This is a genomic window from Sabulibacter ruber (assembly GCF_017355955.1).
GTDB classification, from domain to species: domain Bacteria; phylum Bacteroidota; class Bacteroidia; order Cytophagales; family Hymenobacteraceae; genus Nibribacter; species Nibribacter ruber_A.
The window spans coordinates 600,569-618,752 of record NZ_JAFFID010000001.1 but is presented as its reverse complement, the minus strand read 5'-3'; the positions used below and the strand labels follow the sequence as shown (position 1 = coordinate 618,752).

17 protein-coding genes are annotated in these 18,184 nt (G+C 49.1%); 5 read left to right on the top strand and 12 right to left on the bottom strand.

The genetic code is table 11. The features are described 5' to 3' along the window. The first annotated feature begins 32 nt into the window (after window positions 1-32). Complete coding sequence (locus tag JT719_RS02605; RefSeq protein ID WP_207430809.1) at window positions 33-629, top strand: hypothetical protein; 597 nt, start codon at window positions 33-35, stop codon at window positions 627-629. 115 nt (window positions 630-744) lie between these two features. Here the strand turns inward: JT719_RS02605 and groL are convergent, their stop codons facing one another. The 11 genes from groL to JT719_RS02550 form a co-directional block, all read right to left on the bottom strand. After that, window positions 745-2,388, bottom strand: coding sequence for a chaperonin GroEL (groL, locus tag JT719_RS02600; RefSeq protein ID WP_207430806.1), 1,644 nt, complete (start codon window positions 2,386-2,388; stop codon window positions 745-747). 42 nt (window positions 2,389-2,430) lie between these two features. Beyond that, window positions 2,431-2,721: a co-chaperone GroES gene (gene groES, locus JT719_RS02595; RefSeq protein WP_062546033.1), complete on the bottom strand. Its 291-nt coding sequence runs from the start codon at window positions 2,719-2,721 to the stop codon at window positions 2,431-2,433. Window positions 2,722-3,049: 328 nt separating this feature from the next. Beyond that, entirely contained in the window at window positions 3,050-3,451 is a 402-nt protein-coding gene (gene secG / locus JT719_RS02590) for a preprotein translocase subunit SecG (RefSeq protein WP_207430805.1), read from the bottom strand. 7 nt (window positions 3,452-3,458) lie between these two features. After that, a complete protein-coding gene (locus JT719_RS02585) occupies window positions 3,459-4,976 on the bottom strand; it encodes a hypothetical protein (protein ID WP_207430804.1) in 1,518 nt (505 codons plus the stop codon). A gap of 120 nt (window positions 4,977-5,096) precedes the next feature. Then, window positions 5,097-5,633 carry an LptE family protein gene (locus JT719_RS02580; RefSeq protein ID WP_207430803.1) on the bottom strand — a complete coding sequence of 179 codons (537 nt, stop codon included), beginning with the start codon at window positions 5,631-5,633 and terminating at the stop codon, window positions 5,097-5,099. Further along, the gene (locus tag JT719_RS02575) at window positions 5,620-6,891 is read right to left on the bottom strand and encodes a sigma-54 interaction domain-containing protein (RefSeq protein ID WP_207430802.1); all 1,272 of its coding nucleotides are present in this window, start codon (window positions 6,889-6,891) and stop codon (window positions 5,620-5,622) included. The genes JT719_RS02580 and JT719_RS02575 overlap by 14 nt, the downstream gene beginning before the upstream one ends. A 98-nt stretch (window positions 6,892-6,989) precedes the next feature. Next, window positions 6,990-8,423, bottom strand: a complete 1,434-nt coding sequence (gene miaB / locus JT719_RS02570) for a tRNA (N6-isopentenyl adenosine(37)-C2)-methylthiotransferase MiaB (protein ID WP_207430801.1) — start codon at window positions 8,421-8,423, stop codon at window positions 6,990-6,992. Window positions 8,424-8,549: 126 nt separating this feature from the next. Beyond that, window positions 8,550-9,182 carry a hypothetical protein gene (locus JT719_RS02565; RefSeq protein WP_207430800.1) on the bottom strand — a complete coding sequence of 211 codons (633 nt, stop codon included), beginning with the start codon at window positions 9,180-9,182 and terminating at the stop codon, window positions 8,550-8,552. Window positions 9,183-9,258: 76 nt separating this feature from the next. Further along, complete coding sequence (gene pabB, locus JT719_RS02560) at window positions 9,259-10,545, bottom strand: aminodeoxychorismate synthase component I (RefSeq protein ID WP_207430798.1); 1,287 nt, start codon at window positions 10,543-10,545, stop codon at window positions 9,259-9,261. A 191-nt stretch (window positions 10,546-10,736) separates the two neighbouring features. Then, on the bottom strand, window positions 10,737-11,471 hold the full coding sequence (locus JT719_RS02555) for a zinc ribbon domain-containing protein (RefSeq protein WP_207430797.1): 735 nt from the start codon (window positions 11,469-11,471) through the stop codon (window positions 10,737-10,739). A gap of 6 nt (window positions 11,472-11,477) precedes the next feature. Then, a complete protein-coding gene (locus JT719_RS02550; RefSeq protein ID WP_207430796.1) occupies window positions 11,478-12,575 on the bottom strand; it encodes a Nif3-like dinuclear metal center hexameric protein in 1,098 nt (365 codons plus the stop codon). A 69-nt stretch (window positions 12,576-12,644) separates the two neighbouring features. Here JT719_RS02550 and lpxK point away from each other — a divergent pair, with 69 nt between their 5' ends. From lpxK to JT719_RS02530, 4 genes are all read left to right on the top strand, one after another. Next, the gene (gene lpxK, locus JT719_RS02545; protein ID WP_242693051.1) at window positions 12,645-13,709 is read left to right on the top strand and encodes a tetraacyldisaccharide 4'-kinase; all 1,065 of its coding nucleotides are present in this window, start codon (window positions 12,645-12,647) and stop codon (window positions 13,707-13,709) included. Between the two features lie 8 nt (window positions 13,710-13,717). Next, window positions 13,718-15,679 (top strand): putative porin, encoded by a 1,962-nt coding sequence (locus JT719_RS02540; RefSeq protein WP_341350755.1) that lies wholly within the window; start codon window positions 13,718-13,720, stop codon window positions 15,677-15,679. A gap of 135 nt (window positions 15,680-15,814) precedes the next feature. Continuing rightward, on the top strand, window positions 15,815-16,408 hold the full coding sequence (locus JT719_RS02535) for a MiaE family protein (RefSeq protein ID WP_341350734.1): 594 nt from the start codon (window positions 15,815-15,817) through the stop codon (window positions 16,406-16,408). A gap of 79 nt (window positions 16,409-16,487) precedes the next feature. Further along, the gene (locus tag JT719_RS02530; protein WP_207430790.1) at window positions 16,488-16,796 is read left to right on the top strand and encodes a hypothetical protein; all 309 of its coding nucleotides are present in this window, start codon (window positions 16,488-16,490) and stop codon (window positions 16,794-16,796) included. An 87-nt stretch (window positions 16,797-16,883) separates the two neighbouring features. Here JT719_RS02530 and JT719_RS02525 read toward each other — a convergent pair whose 3' ends face one another. Continuing rightward, window positions 16,884-18,155, bottom strand: coding sequence for an asparagine synthetase B (locus tag JT719_RS02525; RefSeq protein ID WP_207430788.1), 1,272 nt, complete (start codon window positions 18,153-18,155; stop codon window positions 16,884-16,886). Between the last annotated feature and the right edge of the window lie 29 nt (window positions 18,156-18,184).

Here is an 18,184-nt window from a genome sequence, read left to right as displayed (position 1 = left end):
TACCTACCTTTGTCTTCTTACAATCTGAACCCATGAAACCCTTTGTTAAAAAGCTGCCTTTCCTGTTGGCTTTGCCTTATGTTTTCCTTTCCTGTGAGTCTATTGATGAAGTGATTAACTCCACAACTCCTAAAGTAACAGAGGAGAGCGTGAAGTATGTCATCAAGTCTGGTGATCATGAAACCACCAATCCGTTTCGGGCTTTAGCCACCAACAAGATCAAGTTCCAGGTACAGTTTGATTCTACGGCCATTTACAAGACCAAAGACCCAGGAAACCAGGCCGACATCAATAAATTGTACGGTATGTCTGATTGCGGGTCTTTCCACCACCAGAACAGTGCCCGTTTTGGCTGGCGTTGGTACAACAACCGGTTAGAGCTACATGCCTATTCTTACGTGAACAGCAAGAACACTTCTACCTTCATCACGGCCATTGACCTGAACAAGCCTTATATGTGCGAGCTAACCCTCACAGAAGACAAATACGTTTTTCAGGTGGGAAATAAAAAGGTAGAGCAGGATAGAGGCTGTGCCGGAGAAGGGAAAGGCTATCAATTGTACCCCTACTTTGGTGGCGATGAAACTGCGCCCCATGAAATAAACATCCAAATCAAAGAAATTAAGTAGTTGCCGTTCTAGTGCTGAAATCCTGAAAACAGGTCTTAAACGAAAAAGCTACCAAAAGAAAAAGCCCCGGTTGAAGAACCGGGGCTTTTTTATATCAGCGTGAGCTGAGGGCGAATTACATCATGCCACCCATGCCGCCCATACCGCCTGGCATTCCGCCACCAGCAGCAGCACCAGCTTCTTCTGGCTCATCGGCGATCACGCACTCAGTAGTCAGCAACAAGCTAGCTACGGAAGCAGCGTTCTCCAGAGCAAGACGGGTAACTTTAGTTGGGTCTATGATACCAGCCGCGAACATGTTCTCGAACTTGTCATCGCGGGCGTTGTAACCGAAGTCAGCTTTACCAGCACGCACTTGGTTCACGATCACTGATCCTTCGCCACCAGCGTTAGCCACGATAGTTCTCAATGGAGCTTCAAGGGCAGTGCGGATGATCTGAACACCAGTTTTCTCGTCTTCGTTGCGAGTGTCTACGTTGTCAAGGGCATCCAACGCACGGATCAGGGCAACGCCACCACCTGCTACGATACCTTCTTCCACGGCAGCTCTTGTAGCGTGCAAGGCATCATCTACGCGGTCTTTTTTCTCTTTCATCTCAACCTCAGTAGAAGCTCCGATGTAAAGGATAGCTACCCCACCAGACAGTTTAGCCAGACGCTCCTGCAGTTTCTCACGGTCATAGTCAGAAGTGGTTTTCTCAATCTGAGCTTTGATCTCGTTTACACGGGCAGTAATGGCATCTTTCGTGCCACGGCCGTTCACGATAGTAGTGTTGTCTTTGTCAATGATCACACGCTCAGCCTGGCCTAAATACTCCAGGGTAGCGTTGTCCAGTTTGTAACCACGCTCTTCAGAGATCACGGTACCACCAGTCAGGATAGCGATGTCTTCCAACATAGCTTTTCTGCGGTCACCGAAACCTGGGGCTTTCACAGCCGCGATTTTCAGGGAACCACGCAGTTTGTTTACAACCAGTGTAGCAAGAGCTTCGCCGTCTACATCTTCAGAGATGATCACCAGGGGCTTGCCAGTTTGTACCACCTGCTCCAGAACTGGAAGCAATTCTTTCATGGTAGAAACTTTCTTGTCGTAGATCAAGATGTAAGGGTTGTCAAACTCCGCTTCCATTTTCTCTGGGTTGGTCACGAAGTAAGGAGACAGGTAACCGCGGTCAAACTGCATACCTTCAACCGTTTTCACTTCGGTTTCAGTACCTTTTGCCTCTTCTACCGTGATCACACCGTCTTTGCCAACTTTGTCCATCGCATCGGCAATCATTTGTCCGATCTCAGTGTCGTTGTTGGCAGAGATAGTACCTACCTGGGCAATCTCAGATGAGTTCTCGATTTTCTTAGACTGAGCTTTCAGGTTCTCCACCACTTTAGCAACGGCTTTGTCAATACCGCGCTTCAGGTCCATTGGGTTGGCACCAGCAGCCACGTTTTTAGAACCCGCTACGTAAATAGCCTGCGCCAATACAGTAGCAGTAGTAGTACCGTCACCGGCAGAATCAGCGGTTTTAGAAGCAACTTCTTTCACCAGCTGAGCGCCCATGTTCTCCACGGCGTCTTTCAATTCAATTTCTTTGGCAACAGTAACACCGTCTTTGGTGATGCTTGGCGCACCAAATTTCTTGTCAATGATTACGTTGCGGCCTTTAGGGCCTAATGTTACTTTCACGGCATTCGCCAGAGTATCCACGCCTTTTTTAATCTTATTGCGCGCTTCTACGTCGAAAGAAATGTTTTTAGATGCCATAGTTTCTTAAAATAGATGTATGGTTGATGATAGGATTAATGATTAAAGTACGGCCAGGATGTCAGACTCCCGCATGATCAGGTAGTCAGCGCCATCCAGGGAGATCTCAGTACCGGCGTATTTGCCGTACAATACTTGGTCGCCAACTTTCAACTGTGACTTTACTAAAACACCTTGATCGGAGATTTTGCCTTCTCCTACGGCAACTACCTCGCCGCGTTGTGGTTTTTCTTTGGCAGTATCCGGGATGATGATACCAGACTTGGTTTTTTCTTCAGCCGCAGCAGGTAACACAATTACTCTGTCTGCCAATGGTTTTAGATCTAAGGCCATAGGGTTGTTATAAGATTAGATTAAGTTAACGATAAAACCCGGCAGCAAGCCTGCGCGGGACGGTAAGCCTATTAGCGATTCCTGTGCCAACTCCTTCTATCTGCCAAATTTGGCACATATTGTCAGTTATCTGGCTGTCAGGTTTTCTCCTGACCTGACAAGAGCCTGGGCCGTGACTTTAATTTTGTCAGTTTCAGCAGGAGAGCCCCTGGTCTTTTTGGGGTTGTTTTCCCGAAAAGGGGCTTAAAACATCAGCCTAAAAAAGAAGAGTCCGAACCGGTAAGGCTCGGACTCTGAATAAAGGGTATCTCAGTATCGGTTTTGATTATTACTGGGCTGAGTCGCCGGCAGGGGCAGTAGCCGGAGCCGGAGTAGCGGCACCCGGAGCAGCAGCACCTGGGGTAGCGTTTTGCTGAGGACCAGCCGGAGCGGCAGGAGCAGGGGCCGGAGCCGATTGGCCCGCGCGTTGCTCGTTGATGGTGCGGTTGTCTGCACCAGCGCCGTCAGATACAATAGTATGGGAAGCCAGGGTTAGTACAATGATCCCGATTGCGAAGCCCCAGGTCAGTTTTTCAAGGAGGTCACCGGTGCGTTTCACGCCCATTAACTGGCTGGTTCCGCCGCCACCAAATTGGCTGGACAATCCACCGCCTTTAGAGTTCTGGGATAATACCACCAAAACCAACAGCACGCAAAGGAAAATAATAACGCTGATCAGAGCAATGTACATAATTGGACTATTCGTTTCTTAATTTTTCAATTTGTTCAGCAAAGTAACTCTTTTTTTCGGGAAACTTCACTATAAGTTGTTCATAAATTTTGATGGCCTTTTTGCCTTTGCCCTGCTTGATGTAAATATGCGCAAGGTTCTCAGACACAAGGCTTTTCTTAATTTTAGAGCTTTTAGCCGATAAATCTTCCTGCGGTTCCTCGTTCAATTGGGCAATGGCAATTGACTTCCGTTTAGGCGTGGATTTCAAAAACTGGTTGATAATCTCCAGTTGTTTGTCCAGCTTGGCGGCCGGAGCTGGCTCCGGTGGAGGCGGCGGTGTATTCTTTTCCCGTACGTGTTCCAGAATCAATTCTGGCTGGAAATAGAATGGTGTGGCCGAGGTAAGGTCATCTTTCAGCTGGATGCTTTCACCCAGTCGGCTGGAGCCCATCCAGTACGCCAGGTTGTTCTGGTAGAAGATAGACAGGTACGGATCCTGGGTACTTTCTCCGGGAGATGCTTCGTTAGGGCCGAACTCCGGCAACTGCAGCATGGGGAACTCATACCCCGATGTGTCATACAGCGAGTCAAGCTCGGCAATCTTCAGATAGGCACTTACCTCCTTGTCCTGCTCTGCAACAACTGGGGCTGAAGTAGTAGCCTCAACGTCAATTCGCGCAATCTGCTCTGTTTCAGGGGTGTTTTCAGAAACAATCTCCTCATCTGGCAAGGTAACGCTCGGAACCGGGGCACTGAAGGAGGTCAGACTGCTGATCTGGATTAGTTCCAGCAGTTCATCCAGGTTGTCATCTTCTTCAGAAAGCTCCACATCATAGTTGATGCCGGCCTCAAACTCCTCTTCGGTGATTACCAGCGGTGCGGCTTCTTCTGCCTCTACTTGATTCTTTGAAGACTCGGTTTCTGCCGTAATTTCTTCAACCTGGTTTTCCTGGATGGTTTCTTCAATAGCAGATGTACCTTCCTGAATTACGTCATCAACCGTAATTTCCTCAATCTCGGGCTCTGAAGTTGATTCAACCGGAAGCGGTAACTCTTCCTCCTGGGCAACCAAGCTTTCTTCCTCTGTAATCTGAGGCTCAGTTTCTTCCTGTAAAGGCTCTTCTGATTCTAAAGCCGGGGTTTCTGCTACTGCCACGGGTACATCCTCTTGCAACTCGGCTTGGGTAGTTTCCTCCAGGGCTTCTACCAACCCGTTTTGGGGCTCATTTTTAGAAATCTCCTCTAAAACGGGAGCGTTGGTTGTGGTTTCTGGTTCTTCCTCTTCAACAGAGGTAGGTTCTTCCAGGTAAGGGGAGGAATAAACCAGTTGTTTCAGTAACTGACGGTTAGATACGTGAGCGGCAGCCCTTCTCAGCTTCTGGGTAGAGAGCATGCTTCCGCGGTCATGGGCGGCTTTGGCCAGCAGAACGTGAGCGGTCTGGCAGTACGGGAAAGACACCACCAATTTCTCCAGGTCGTCAACTTCCTGGTCCTGGATGGGAGCAACTTGCCGCACAATATTTAAAAACGCCGCTTTGTTCATGGAACTCAATCTTACTTTACCCGGGGGTAAGGCAAAGACAATTTACTTGTAAATAAGGATTTAGAAGATAAAGGCACTGAAAAGATGGTTTTCAGTGCCTGTTTGGTTTTGCAAAGATACTTACCAATTCGCTACCGTTTTGGTAAAAACGCTATAAATAATGCGTTCTGTGATTTGTCTGATCTGCGCCTGACTTATCTGGTTGATATCCAAGGTAGGAGGAAAGTCGGCGAAGCCAGAGAAACTTTGGTCAAAGTTGTTGGTAGGGTTCTTGGTGTCTGTATAGTTGATCTGGATGACAATGGTCAGGCGGTTGGCACCTGCCTGATCCAGCCCCACGTTGCTGCCGGTAGGTACATCGCTGCGCTGGATGGCCGCCGGACTAAAGGTATAGCTCATGATCTGACCTTCAATCTGCAGGTCACCTGCCTGGGGCAGAATCCGGAGGTTTGTGTTACGCTGAAAGTAATCCTTAAAGTCTTCGGTGATAAACTGCTGTAAATTAGAAGGCCCCTGACCAGAGGCATTGCTAAAGTTGGTGATGGAAATAGTTTTAATCTCTGGGGAAATGTTGGTTCCCGTAAAAGAGTAGCACCCGCCAAAAAGGAACGTGATGCTGAGCAGGAGCAGGTAAGTGAAAGGGTTACAGGTCTTCAAGGTCGTATTGTTTTAATTTGCGGTAAAGGGTGCGTTCTGAGATTCCGAGGTCTTTGGCGGCGTATTTCCGTTTATTCCCGTGCTTCTTTAACGCTTTCAGGATCATTTCCTTTTCTTTCTGCTCCAAAGAAAGGCTTTCTTCTTCGGTTTCATGGGAAATGTCCTCCACCTTATCTTCGTATTCCTCGTCTGGCTCGTCTACTGAGAGCACGTAGCCCTCGCGGCGTTCCGGTGCCCGGTACACTGGTGGTTGCTCGTACGGACGCATTTCCTCAAACAAATGCCGGTTGGCTTTAAGAAGTTCCGCGTCTTCCTGCTGGTGAGATAAAAGGTCAAAAACCACCTGCTTCAGGTCATTCATGTCTTTGCGCATGTCAAAAAGAACCTTGTACAGCAGATCGCGCTCAGATATGCCGTTGCCGTCTGCCGGGGCATTGGGGTGAAACAGGGCAGGTAATTGGTTTTGCTGCTCCTGGGGCAGGTACTTGCGCAACGTAATGGCATTGATTTCCCGGTCATATTCCAGCACCGAAATCTGCTCTACAATGTTTTTCAACTGCCGGATGTTACCCGGGAAGCGGTAGCGCAACAGTTCCTGCACGGCATCGGGCTGCAGGGTGATGGGCTTCACATGGTACCGTTCCGCAAAATCACTGGCGAATTTCCTGAAAAGCAGATGCACGTCCTCGCCGCGCTCTCTCAGGGGAGGCACTGTGATTGGTACCGTGTTCAGGCGGTAATATAAGTCTTCGCGGAACTGTCCGCGCTCCACCGCCTGGATTAGGTTCACGTTGGTAGCGGCTACTACGCGCACATCGGTTTTCTGAACCTTAGAGGAACCTACCTTGATGAACTCACCGTTCTCCAGCACCCGCAGCAAACGGGCCTGGGTACCCAAGGGCATTTCCCCAATCTCGTCCAGGAAGATGGTGCCCCCGTTGGTTACCTCAAAGTAGCCTTTGCGGGCCTCGGCCGCGCCAGTGAAGGCTCCTTTCTCGTGCCCGAAAAGCTCAGAGTCAATGGTACCTTCCGGAATGGCGCCGCAGTTGATGGCAATGAACTGGCCGTGTTTGCGCGGACTCAGGTGATGGATGATTTTAGAGAACGATTCCTTACCGCTTCCGCTTTCCCCGGTGATCAGCACGGTCATGTCTGTGGGGGCCACCTGCACCGCCACCTGGATGGCATAGTTCAGCAAAGGGGAGTTCCCAATGATGCTAAACCGCTGCTTCACCGATTGTATATCAATATCTCGCATTTGTTCGTCTTAGGATGAGGGATTAGAAGAAAGGCTAATGAAATAGAATAGCCAGGGAAATTGTGTTGTCAATCTCCCTGGCTCCTTGTCTTCTTTTATTATAAAACAGGTTCCCCAAACAAGGTACCTACAGAGCAGTCTGTCACCAGGACATCTACGTAGTCGCCTTTTTTGAAGTGCATTCTAGGAAAAATCACCACTTTGTTCTGGTCATTACGGCCGCTCAGCATCTCATCTGACCGTTTAGAGAAGCCTTCTACCAGCACGCGATGCACTTTGCCCACCGCCAGTTGGTTTCTCACAAGAGAATACTGGCGCTGTTTGTCAATGATTTCCTCCAGGCGGCGTTTTTTGGTTTCCAGAGGAATGTCGTCTTCCAGTTTACGGGCGGCCAACGTACCCGGGCGCTCAGAGTAGAAGAACATGTAGGCCAGGTCATACTGCACGTAATCCATGAGGGAAAGTGTGTCCTGATGCTCTTCCTCAGTCTCAGAACAGAAACCAGCGATCATATCAGTGGAGATGCCGCACTCTTCGCCTAAAATCCGGCGGATGGAATCCACGCGCTCCATGTACCACTCGCGGTCATAGGTGCGGTTCATCAGTTTCAGCACGCGGGAGTTTCCGCTCTGGGCCGGCAGGTGAATGTAGTTGCAGATGTTGTCATACTTTTTCATGGTGTACAACACTTCATCTGTGATGTCTTTAGGGTGGGAGGTGGAGAACCGTACCCGCAGGTCTGGGCTGATCAAAGCCACCATTTCCAGCAACTGGGCGAAGTTCACTTTCTCAGAGCCGTCCTCAGAAGCCCATTTGTAAGAATCCACGTTCTGGCCCAGCAGAGTAACTTCTTTATAACCTTGTTCTACCAATGCCTGGGCTTCGCGCGCAATGGAGTGGGCATCGCGGCTACGCTCCCGGCCGCGGGTGAACGGCACCACGCAGAAAGAGCACATGTTGTCACAGCCCCGCATGATGGAAACAAAGGCACTCACGCCATTGCTGTTCAGACGGATAGGATTGATATCGGCGTAGGTTTCTTCGCGGGAGAGCAGCACGTTTACGGCTTTCTGTCCTTCGTCTACCTCGTTGATCAGGGATGGCAGGTCACGGTAGGCATCTGGGCCCACCACCAGGTCCACCATTTTCTCTTCTTCCAGGAGGTTCTTTTTCAAACGCTCGGCCATGCAACCCAGCACGCCAATCACCAGGTTAGGTTTCTTTTTCTTGAGGTGGTTCAGTTGCACCAAACGGTTACGAACGGTTTGTTCTGCCTTTTCCCGGATAGAGCAGGTGTTCAGCAAAACCAGGTCGGCGCTGTTCACTTCAGAAGTGGTATCAAAGCCTGCCTCAAATAGAATGGAGGAAACGATCTCACTGTCAGAGAAATTCATCTGGCAGCCGTAGCTCTCAATATAGAGTTTGCGCTGCCGACCGGTATTGGAATCAGCGGTTACTTTGGTATCACACGAAGCTGCTTGCTCTGGTGTGCGGTTGTCTATGAAATCTAAGTCCAGAATGGGTGCGTGCATAGCTAGCAAATAAAAACACAAAGATAGGAAGTTTAGGCTTGTTGTGACAGAATGTCAGCTTATTTTTAATGAAAAAGCACCTGTTAAATGTAGAACAGGTGCTTTTCAGCAAAGATTGATAATAGCCTAGTTTAAGGGATTCAGTTCAAATCTGATTCTGGTGGTGATGGGTTGATTCAGGCATAAGGTACCGTAGGCTGTTTCGCCGGGCCCTACCGTTTTGTTTAAGATACTATTGCCTATAATTTCTTCTTTCATTCTCCTGTTAGCGCCAGAGGCCACCATCATATTGCCAATTGAAATAGGAACACCAATTGGAATTGTTATGGAAGATTTCTGAGGTGCATAGCCAGTAGTACTTTTCTCTTGTGTGAAGTTTAGAAACATGAGGGAGTAGAGCAGGTAAATGGGAACGCCTTGTCTTAGTTGGTGTGCGGCCACTGCCAGATCCATCGGAATGATTTCCTGTGATCCACTAAAAATACGGCAGTCACGTCTTAGGTCAATAGGCTGATTTGTGTTGTTCACTACCTTTACGGAGACAACTTTAAGGGCATTCTTAGCTTCTTTCTTTACATATTTCTTATTGCCGCGTTTGCGCAAATAGTCATACGCAAAGGAAGTAGAGATTCCGCCGTCCTGCGAAGTCTCACTATATTCATACTTGATAGTTTCAGGTCTTAATGGTTTGTAACTGGAAGCGCAACTAGAAGAAAATAGAATAGACAGATAAAGAAGCGGGGTAAAGATTTTTTTCATTCGTATTCAATAAAGGGTCAGGTAGGTTTTATGCCCCAAGATAATTGATTTATCCCTTTGAGAATATATGATTAATTCAATTCTGGAGAATCTTTAGGATAGCCGCCGCTTTTAATAGACATTCCTGGTATTCCTGCTCCGGATCTGAGTCATAGGTAATAGCGCTGCCTACTTCAAAGGAGAGGTAGCCTGTCTGGGCATTGTATTGAATGCTGCGGATGACCACGTTAAAGTCAAAGTCACCGTTGGGCAGGAAGTACCCAAAGGAGCCGGAGTACAGGCCTCGTTTGGTTTTCTCGTATTGCTCTATCAGTTCAAGGGCTCTCAGTTTGGGAGCACCGGTCATACTGCCCATAGGGAACGCAGCCTTGATCGCCTCCACTGAACTAACATTTGGCGGAAGTTGCCCCGTCACGGTGGAGATCATCTGCCAGACGTACTGAAAGCCATACAAGCCAAACAATTCTTCTACCCGAACGGTACCGGTGGCAGCCACTCGGTTCAGATCATTCCGGACCAAGTCCACAATCATCATATTTTCGGCCTGTTCTTTCTCGCTGGAGGCCAACGCATGGCGTTGTCGTTCGTCTTCCCCGGGGGTAGCGCCGCGCCGGATAGTCCCTTTAATTGGTTGCGTAATGAGTAGATTCTGTTCTTTCTTTAAGAACCTTTCTGGGCTGGCACACAGTAAGTAACGGTCGTTTACCTTAAGAAAGCCTGCAAAGGGAGTAGGGGAGGTTTGGATTAACTTCCAGTATAGGGAAATTGGTTCTATACCTGCCTTTTCTGCATAGAACTCCTGACAGTAGTTGACTTCGTACACATCGCCTTCCAGTATGTGTTGCCTCAGGTTCTCTACCGCCTGCAGGTACTCTTCCTTATGAACCCGAGCTTCTGTTTTAATGGTGTTTTGGGGAAATAAGGTAGAAAACACAATAGCCTCAATGGCCTCTGCTATGGAAGCTGGTTCTGCTTCCTGTGAGAAGATGGTAACGGAATCCTGCTCCCAGACAAACCAGATTTCCGGCTCAAAAAAGTATAACTCCGGAAAACCGATGAAATCTGGATGCGTGGTCTGTAATTTTTCCAAACTATTTTTCAGGTCGTAGGTGAAGTAGCCCAGCAGGGGAGTTTCTCTTTGCCGCTGCAACTGTTCCTCTAATTCCTGCCAGGTTGTGATGACTCCTCCGGTAGTACCTTGTACTCCTAATATGTTTTGGAAGGCGCCGTGGCGGTAAGTGATGTGGTTGGAGTCATAATACGCCACTACCTCGTACTGTTGGTGAGCCCAGGCCAAGGCTTGCTGTTTCCATTGATGGGCAGGAATTGGTAAGGAGGTAAAAGGCAGCGTGAGCTGATGCATATTCTGGTATAGAAAGACTTTGGTATTCTACTGAAAGGGTTTTAGGGATGATTGTTTTACGGCTATTTTTCTAAAATAAGCCTAAATCCGGAGGCTATGTGGAGGTATCTCCTGGAAACATATACCCTAAGGGGCATAAAAAAAGGATGGCAGTCACCATCCTTTTTTCTTTATTGTAAGTTCTTGGTTGCTTAGGCAACTGTCTTCTGCTCAACATCTGCCAGAATACGGCCACAGTGCTCGCACACGGTGATCTTTTTCTTTGCCGCAATGTCTGACTGGCGTTGCGGAGGAACGGTGTTGAAGCAACCGCCGCAGGCATCACGCTTCACGGTTACCACGGCCAGGCCGTTACGTACGTTTTTGCGGATCCGGTTGTAGGCGAAAAGAAGGCGCTCTTCAATGTGCTGCTGGGCTTCTTCTTTCTCCTCTCTCAGTTTGCGCTCATCTTCCTCGCTCTCGTTCACCATTACCTGCAGTTCTGCATTCTTGGTGTTCAGGTCTTTCTGGCGCTCTTCCAGGCGGTTTTTGGTTTCCTGGATTTCCTGATTCTTCTGCTCTATCTGGAAATTGGCTTCGCGGATTTTTTTCTCGTTGATCTGGATTTCCAGTTTCTGAAGCTCAATCTCTTTGGTGATGGCGTCAAACTCGCGGTTATTGCGGACGTTCTCCTGTTGCTCTTCGTATTTCTTGATCAGTTTCTCAGCATCTTTGATGCCTTGTTTGCGGTTAGCGATCTGCTGCTGCAACTCGGCAATTTCCTCATCAAATTTGCTTACGCGTACTTGGTAGCCGGCTATCTCATCTTCCAAGTCACGAACCTCTTCTGGAAGATCGCCTCTAATTTGTAGAATTTTGTCCAATTGAGAATCTAAGCTCTGAAGTCTTAGAAGTGCATCTAACTTACTTGCTACAGTACTTTCCATGTATATTTAACTGTGTCTAACGGGATTTGTATAGGTGGAGGACAAATCAACCGCAAAATTAGGAAAAGATTTTGTAAGTATATCATAAAAAAGCTCCTTCGTGTAAACTTCGCTTTCGTAGTGGCCCACGTCTACCAGGGCTATTTGCTCGGTGGCCTCAAAGAATTCATGGTATTTTAAGTCGGCTGTTAGGAACACATCGGCCCCGGCGGCCTTGGCTTGCCTGATCAGGAAACTGCCGGCACCGCCGCAGACAGCCACCCGTTTGATGGGCTTCTCTGGCCAGGCGGTATGCCGGAACGTGCTGATCTGCAGGCCCTCTTTCACGTGCTGTACAAAGGCCTCGGCTGAAAGTGGCTCGGCCAATTCGCCCACCATACCGGCGCCAACTTCCTGGTTTTCGTTCTGCAGACTCACCAGGTAATGTGCCACCTCTTCATACGGGTGCGCCTGTTGTAAGGCCCGCATGATCTGGTTTTGCTTGAAGGAAGGAAAAATGACCTCGATTTTGTTTTCGATGGTTTCTTCAGTCTGGCAAGGCTCTCCAATGTGCGGGTTGGCCTGCGCCGAAGGAGTGAACCGCCCGGTACCGGTTACCCTGAAACTGCAATCAGAATATTCCCCTATTTGCCCGGCACCGGCTTTGTGGAGGGCGGCCAATACTTTCTCGGTGTCTTTCAGGGGTACATAGGTTTCCAGTTTGGTCAGGATCTGGGTTTTGGGCGAAAGCACCCGCGTATTACTGATACTCAGTTTCTGGCAGAGTTTGGCATTGACGCCGTTATGCACGTGGTCCAGGTTGGTGTGGCAGGCGAAGATGGCAATCTGGTGTTGTAAAGCTTTGAGCAGAATGCGTTCTACCGGCGTTTTGCCCGTGAGGCTTTTCAGGGGCTTGAAGATCACGGGGTGGTGCGCCACTATGAGGTTGCAGCCTTTGTCAATCGCTTCCTGCACCACTTCCAGGGTGCAATCAAGCGTCACCAGTACTTTGGTAACTGTAGTGTTAGGGTCTCCCACCTGAAGCAAGGCATTATCATAGGATTCCTGATAGGCAGGTGGGGCGTATTGCTCCAGTACCTGTACCACTTCTTTTATCTTCGTCATTTTATAGGATTAAAGCCATGTTGGGCAAAGAAAGTTAAAATTCATGTACTTTTGCAGGCAATGCCCGCTATGCTGCACGTCCTTCGGTTTCTGTTGTTCCCGTTTGCGCTCCTGTACGGAGGCATTGTGCGGCTGCGCAACTTCTTATACGACCAGGAGATTTTCAGTGTCTATCGGGCACCCGTTCCGGTAATTTGCGTGGGGAACCTAAGCGTTGGCGGAACCGGCAAAACCCCGCAGGTGGAATACCTGGCAAGACTGCTGCAGCCCAGAAAAATTGCCATTTTGAGCCGAGGCTACAAAAGAGCCACTAAAGGTTTTATATTGGCTGATGCCCATGCCTCGGCAACCTCCCTTGGCGACGAGCCTTTTCAATACACCCAAAGCCTGCCGGGCGTCACTGTAGCCGTTTGCGAGAAGCGCGCTGAGGGTATTCAGCGGCTTCTTGCCCTTTATCCTGAACTGGAGGTTATTTTGCTGGACGATGCCTACCAACACCGGGCAGTGAAAGCCTCTTCCTATCTGTTGCTCACTGACTTCAACCGCCTTTTCACCAGGGATTACCTTTTGCCCATGGGCCGTTTGCGCGAGGCAAGGGCTGGTGCCCGCAGAGCTCAGGCCGTGGTGGTGACCAAGTGCCCTTCTGCCATATCTTTGGAAAAACAGGCAAGAATCAGAGCAGAAATCAAGCGGTATGCTTCCTCTGCTACCCCGGTTTTTTTCTCGCAAATTGTCTACGCACCGGCTGTACCTATTGGCGCTGCAAAAGCGTTAGGGAAAAGGCTGATTTTAGTGACCGGCATTGCCAATGCGCAACCACTGGTGCTGCATCTGCAACAAGAAGGCTATGAACTGGTGCGTCATTTTGAATGGCCCGATCACGCGGCCGTGACAGCAGAGAAAATAGAAGAGGTAATAGCCTATTATAAAACATTACAAGACTCTAACCTAATAAGCATTGTGATGACGCAGAAAGATGCTGTGAAATGGCAGGAGCCTTCTTTGGCGGGGCTTTGGAGTCATTTCCCAGTTTTTTACCTGCCCATTACCAATGCCTTTGCCCCGCAGGAACCTTCTTTTGATGAAACCATCAGGGGGTGGGTGCCTTCTTCGGGTTCCGTTATAAATGCTTAATTTTGATCGTGAATTATAAGAAACTACTGGTCGCGGCCTTGCTTGTATGGGTGGGTACCTTCTCCCAGGGGCACGCGCAAATCCTGAACGACTCTACCAAGGCCATTTACGGATCGGCCACCACCATGACCATCCGGGAGGCCGATATCTTCAGAGGCAATCTCACGCCTACGCGAATTGACACCTCGCTCACCAACCTGCCTTCGTACCGGTATTGGTACTATGATACCACTCTGCAGCAGAACTTGGGCAACGTAGGTACCGCCTCGCAGCCGCTTTTCTGGCGCATGCCCACTGTACTGGGAAATAGGTTAGGGCGGAATGCCTTTGACCCGTACGCCGTTAACCCGGCTACCATTGACTACTATGACACCAAATCACCGTTCACGTTCCTGAACTACGTGCAAGGTGCTTTGGGAGAGCAGATTTTCAGGGCCAAGCACACCCGGAATATTTCACCGAACTGGAACGTGGGAATTGGCTATGAACGGGTTGGGGCCGAGCGCCAATACGGTACTTTCAGCTCTGGCCGCGATGCTTTCATTAGCCACTATGGTTTGCAGGCCTTTACGCATTATTTCAGTAAAAATGACCGCTACCGCCTCATGGCCAATTTTAGTTCAACTAGTCATGAACAGATTGAGTTAGGCGGCATTCGGCCAGAAGCCGATGATACCTATGATAGCCTATTTGATTACAAAACTGAACCCGGTTGGTTAAACAAAGCAGCCTCTGAGGAAAAACGGAATGCTTTCCATGCCACCCAATGGTATAAATTATTAGGGCCCGGCTTGCAGCTGTATCACACTATTGATGTGAATTCCCAGAACAACTTCTTCTCAGACCAGGAGATTACCTATGGTACTGAAGGCACAGGAGCCACGGCAAAGAGAACACTCAAATATTACCCAGCCATTAGGCGTGACAGCGCCCGCACGTATGACGACTCCTATTTCAAGCAGATGGAGAACACCTTTGGGGTGATGGGCAGCACCAAATACTTCGTATATAGAGCCTATGCCAAACGGCGCGATGGTACTTATGAGGTAACGGCTGAAGGGGTAAATAGGGAGCGGCGGGCCGGCAGGCAAGACACCCTGATTTATTACGTTGATAGACAGAAAAGAACCATAGCCGATAATTTCATAGGCGGTCAGGCCCAGTTCCGGTTGAAGAATGACATTTATGTCACCACAGACGCCGAGTTCCAGATTGGCGGCGGTGATTACCGCATCAATGCCCAGGCCAGATTCAAGTATCTTACCTTGCGGCAAACCCGGGCATCTTACTCGCCAACCTTGCTACAGCGGGTATTCATCAGTAACCATTATGAATGGTCCAATGATTTTGACAACGTACAGGCAAACCAAACGGCAGCCTCGCTGGAAGCAGGGTATAAGAACCACTACCTGAACGGCCAGGTGCAGTTCACAAACCTGCGCAACTACGTGTACTACCAGGATTCAGTAGTAAACAACAGAACCGTTTGGGCTACGCCGGCGCAAGCCTCGGGTAACACCAACCTGGTACAGGCCAGCCTTCGGTACAGGTTCAGCATCAAGTCGTTTGTGCTGGATAATAATGTGTACTACAACAACATAGCCGGGGAAGAGGTGATCCGGATGCCCGAGTGGTACGTGAACTCCAAGGCGTATGTACAAGGGCCAATGTTTAAAAACGCCATTTATGTGCAAGCGGGGGTAGAAATGAACTGGCACTCCAGCTACTACGCCGATGGCTATATGCCCGTGACCCAGCAGTTCCACCTGCAGAACGAGTTTCTTGTGAAGCGGTACCCCACGCTGGACGTGTTCCTGAACACCGATATCAAAACCGTGAACCTGTTCCTGAAATTCAGCAACCTGAACACCGTGATCAGAAGCTGGGAGCAAGGGTATTTTACCACCCCATATTACGTAGCTAACCCATTCAGCTTTATCTTTGGGCTGCAATGGAATTTCTATGATTAAGCCTTCAGGCATTGATCAACAAACGAAAGGAAGTTGCTAGCCAGCTTCCTTTTTTTGTGTCGTTTTAGAGCTGTTTTGGGCAAAACAAGCCCTAAACAGCAGTAGGAGAACTAACTTTTATTTATAGCATCAACCGTGGCAAAGTCAATCCTTAAACTACAACTGCCTACCGATCCCCGTTGGGTAAACATTGCGGAGATGAACATCCGGGACATTCTGGTGGACCACGCCTTTTGTGAGCAGAAAGCCGCCACCTCGGGCATTTCCCTTATTGTGAAGTACCCAGATAAAACCAAACTGGTGGAAGAAATGACGGCCCTGGTGGCCGAGGAGTGGAGCCATTTTGAGCGGGTTTTGGATGAGTTGAAGAAACGCGGCTTTGAACTAGGCCGTAACCGCCCCGATGAATACGTGGTGCAACTGAGCAAGCACATCCGGAAAGGCGACAAGCGGGAGCGCCAGCTCATGGATCACCTGCTGGTGAATGCCCTGATAGAAGCGCGTAGCTGCGAACGGTTTAAACTGCTCTGGAAGAACCTGAAGGACGAAGACCTACAGAAGTTCTATTATGAACTGATGGTATCAGAGGCGGGGCACTACGTGAGCTTCGTGAAACTGGCCAAGGAGTACATGCCCAAAGAAGTGGTAGACGCCCGTTTACAGGAGCTTTTGGAAATAGAAGCCGAAATCATCGCGAACCTGGAACACCGGCCCGACCGGATCCATTAAGCAGGAGTGGCTTGGTATTTGTGTTAAGGGAAATGAAAGAGAAAAGTATCCTTTAAACATAAACCAATCTCCCGATCGAATGAAAAAAATCTTTACTTTTTGTTGTATTGCACTACTATCTGGCTGTGCTGCTTTAAACTATCAGGTAAGTCTTGGGTCAACCGAGGAGGATTTTAAGAGAGGCACCCTTAACGAAGCTTTATATGAGTTAACTCCTGAAAGGACTATCTATTCCGTAGACATAGGAAATGGAACCAAACGCCTGGTATATTTTGAAAAGGGGAAACTCACCCGAGTTGAAACCATTGAAAGGACCCCCGACCTATACATCAAGCATGAGAAAAGCCTAACGGGTGAAGCCTCCAAGGAACCTGAGAGCAAGCATTGATCTTTACCAAATAACTAAGAAGCCGTTTGTAACCTGTTTTTAGAAAAAAAGGTCACAAACGGCTTCTCTCTTTTATAAAAGTACCTATCAGGTCTTCTGTTTCTTCTTCTTGGCGGCCGGGAACAAGATGTTGTTCAAGATAAGACGGTAACCCGGAGAGTTGGGGTATAAGGCCAAATCTGTAGGTTCTTCTTCCACAAAGTGCTGGTAGTCCTCGGGGTCATGGCCGCCATAGAACGTCCAGGTGCCTTTCCCAAAGGTGCCGTGAATGTAGCGGGCCTCGTCAATGGATTTGGTTTCGCCCATCACCACCACTTCAGATTTAATCAGTCTCTTCTTGAAACCGGTGGTCAGGCCCATAAAGCCTTTAATGGTTTTCTCGTGGTTCTGGGTCAGCATGGTGGGGATGGGGTCCCACTTAGCCGAGTAGGTAAAGAGCTGAAAATAATCATTGTTCTCGCGCAGACCCCGCTCCAGTTGGGAGTTATCTATGTTGGAGAACTCCGGGTGGAAGGGATCTCTGATCAAGGTAAAATCTTTGAAAGCAAAGGTGTTAGAGAAGTTGAGCTTAGATTGCGCTTGAGGATCTGAAGGGTCGCCGTCAAACATGGTTTCGGTGATGTCCAGACCCACGGCCGCCAGCGCGATGTCATAGGTATCGGTGGCCGAGCACATGGCAAACATAAAGCCACCGCCCGCGCAGAAATCACGGATGCGCTGGGTTACGGCGCTTTTCAGCTGCGGCACTTTGCTGAACCCGAACCGTTTGGCAATGGCTTCTGACTCGCGTTTTTGATCCAGGTACCAGGGTGCGTTCCGGAAGGCGGCGTAGAATTTCCCGTACTGGCCGGTAAAATCCTCGTGGTGCAGGTGCAGCCAGTCGTACTTTGGCAGTTTGTCTTCCAGGATGTCGGGGTCGTAAACTACGTCGTAGGGAATCTCAGCATAGGTAAGCACCAGGGTCACGGCATCGTCCCAGGGTTGTTTGGACTTAGGCGAGTACACCGCAATCTTGGGAGCTTTCTCCAGTTTCATCACGTCCATGTTAGATTCCGGGGCGGCAATCTCGTTCAGGATCTGGCTGTACTGGGCATCCGAGATGGTCTGGTAGCTGATGCCCCGCACCACCAGTTCATTTTCCAGCTCGTTTGCCTGTTTAAAGGCAAAAGCACCTCCCTTGTAGTTCAGGAGCCAATCTACTTCCACTTGCCGCTGCAGCGCCCAATACGCCACGCCGTAGGCTTTCAGGTGGTTCTTCTGGTTCTGATCCATGGGCAGGAGCAGATAAGAAGCCCAGCTGGCGGGCGCCAGCAAAAGCAGGGCTGCCAGAAGTATGAAAATCCGGGGTAAAGTCTTCATCTGGAATCGTTTGAAACGAATTTAAGAAA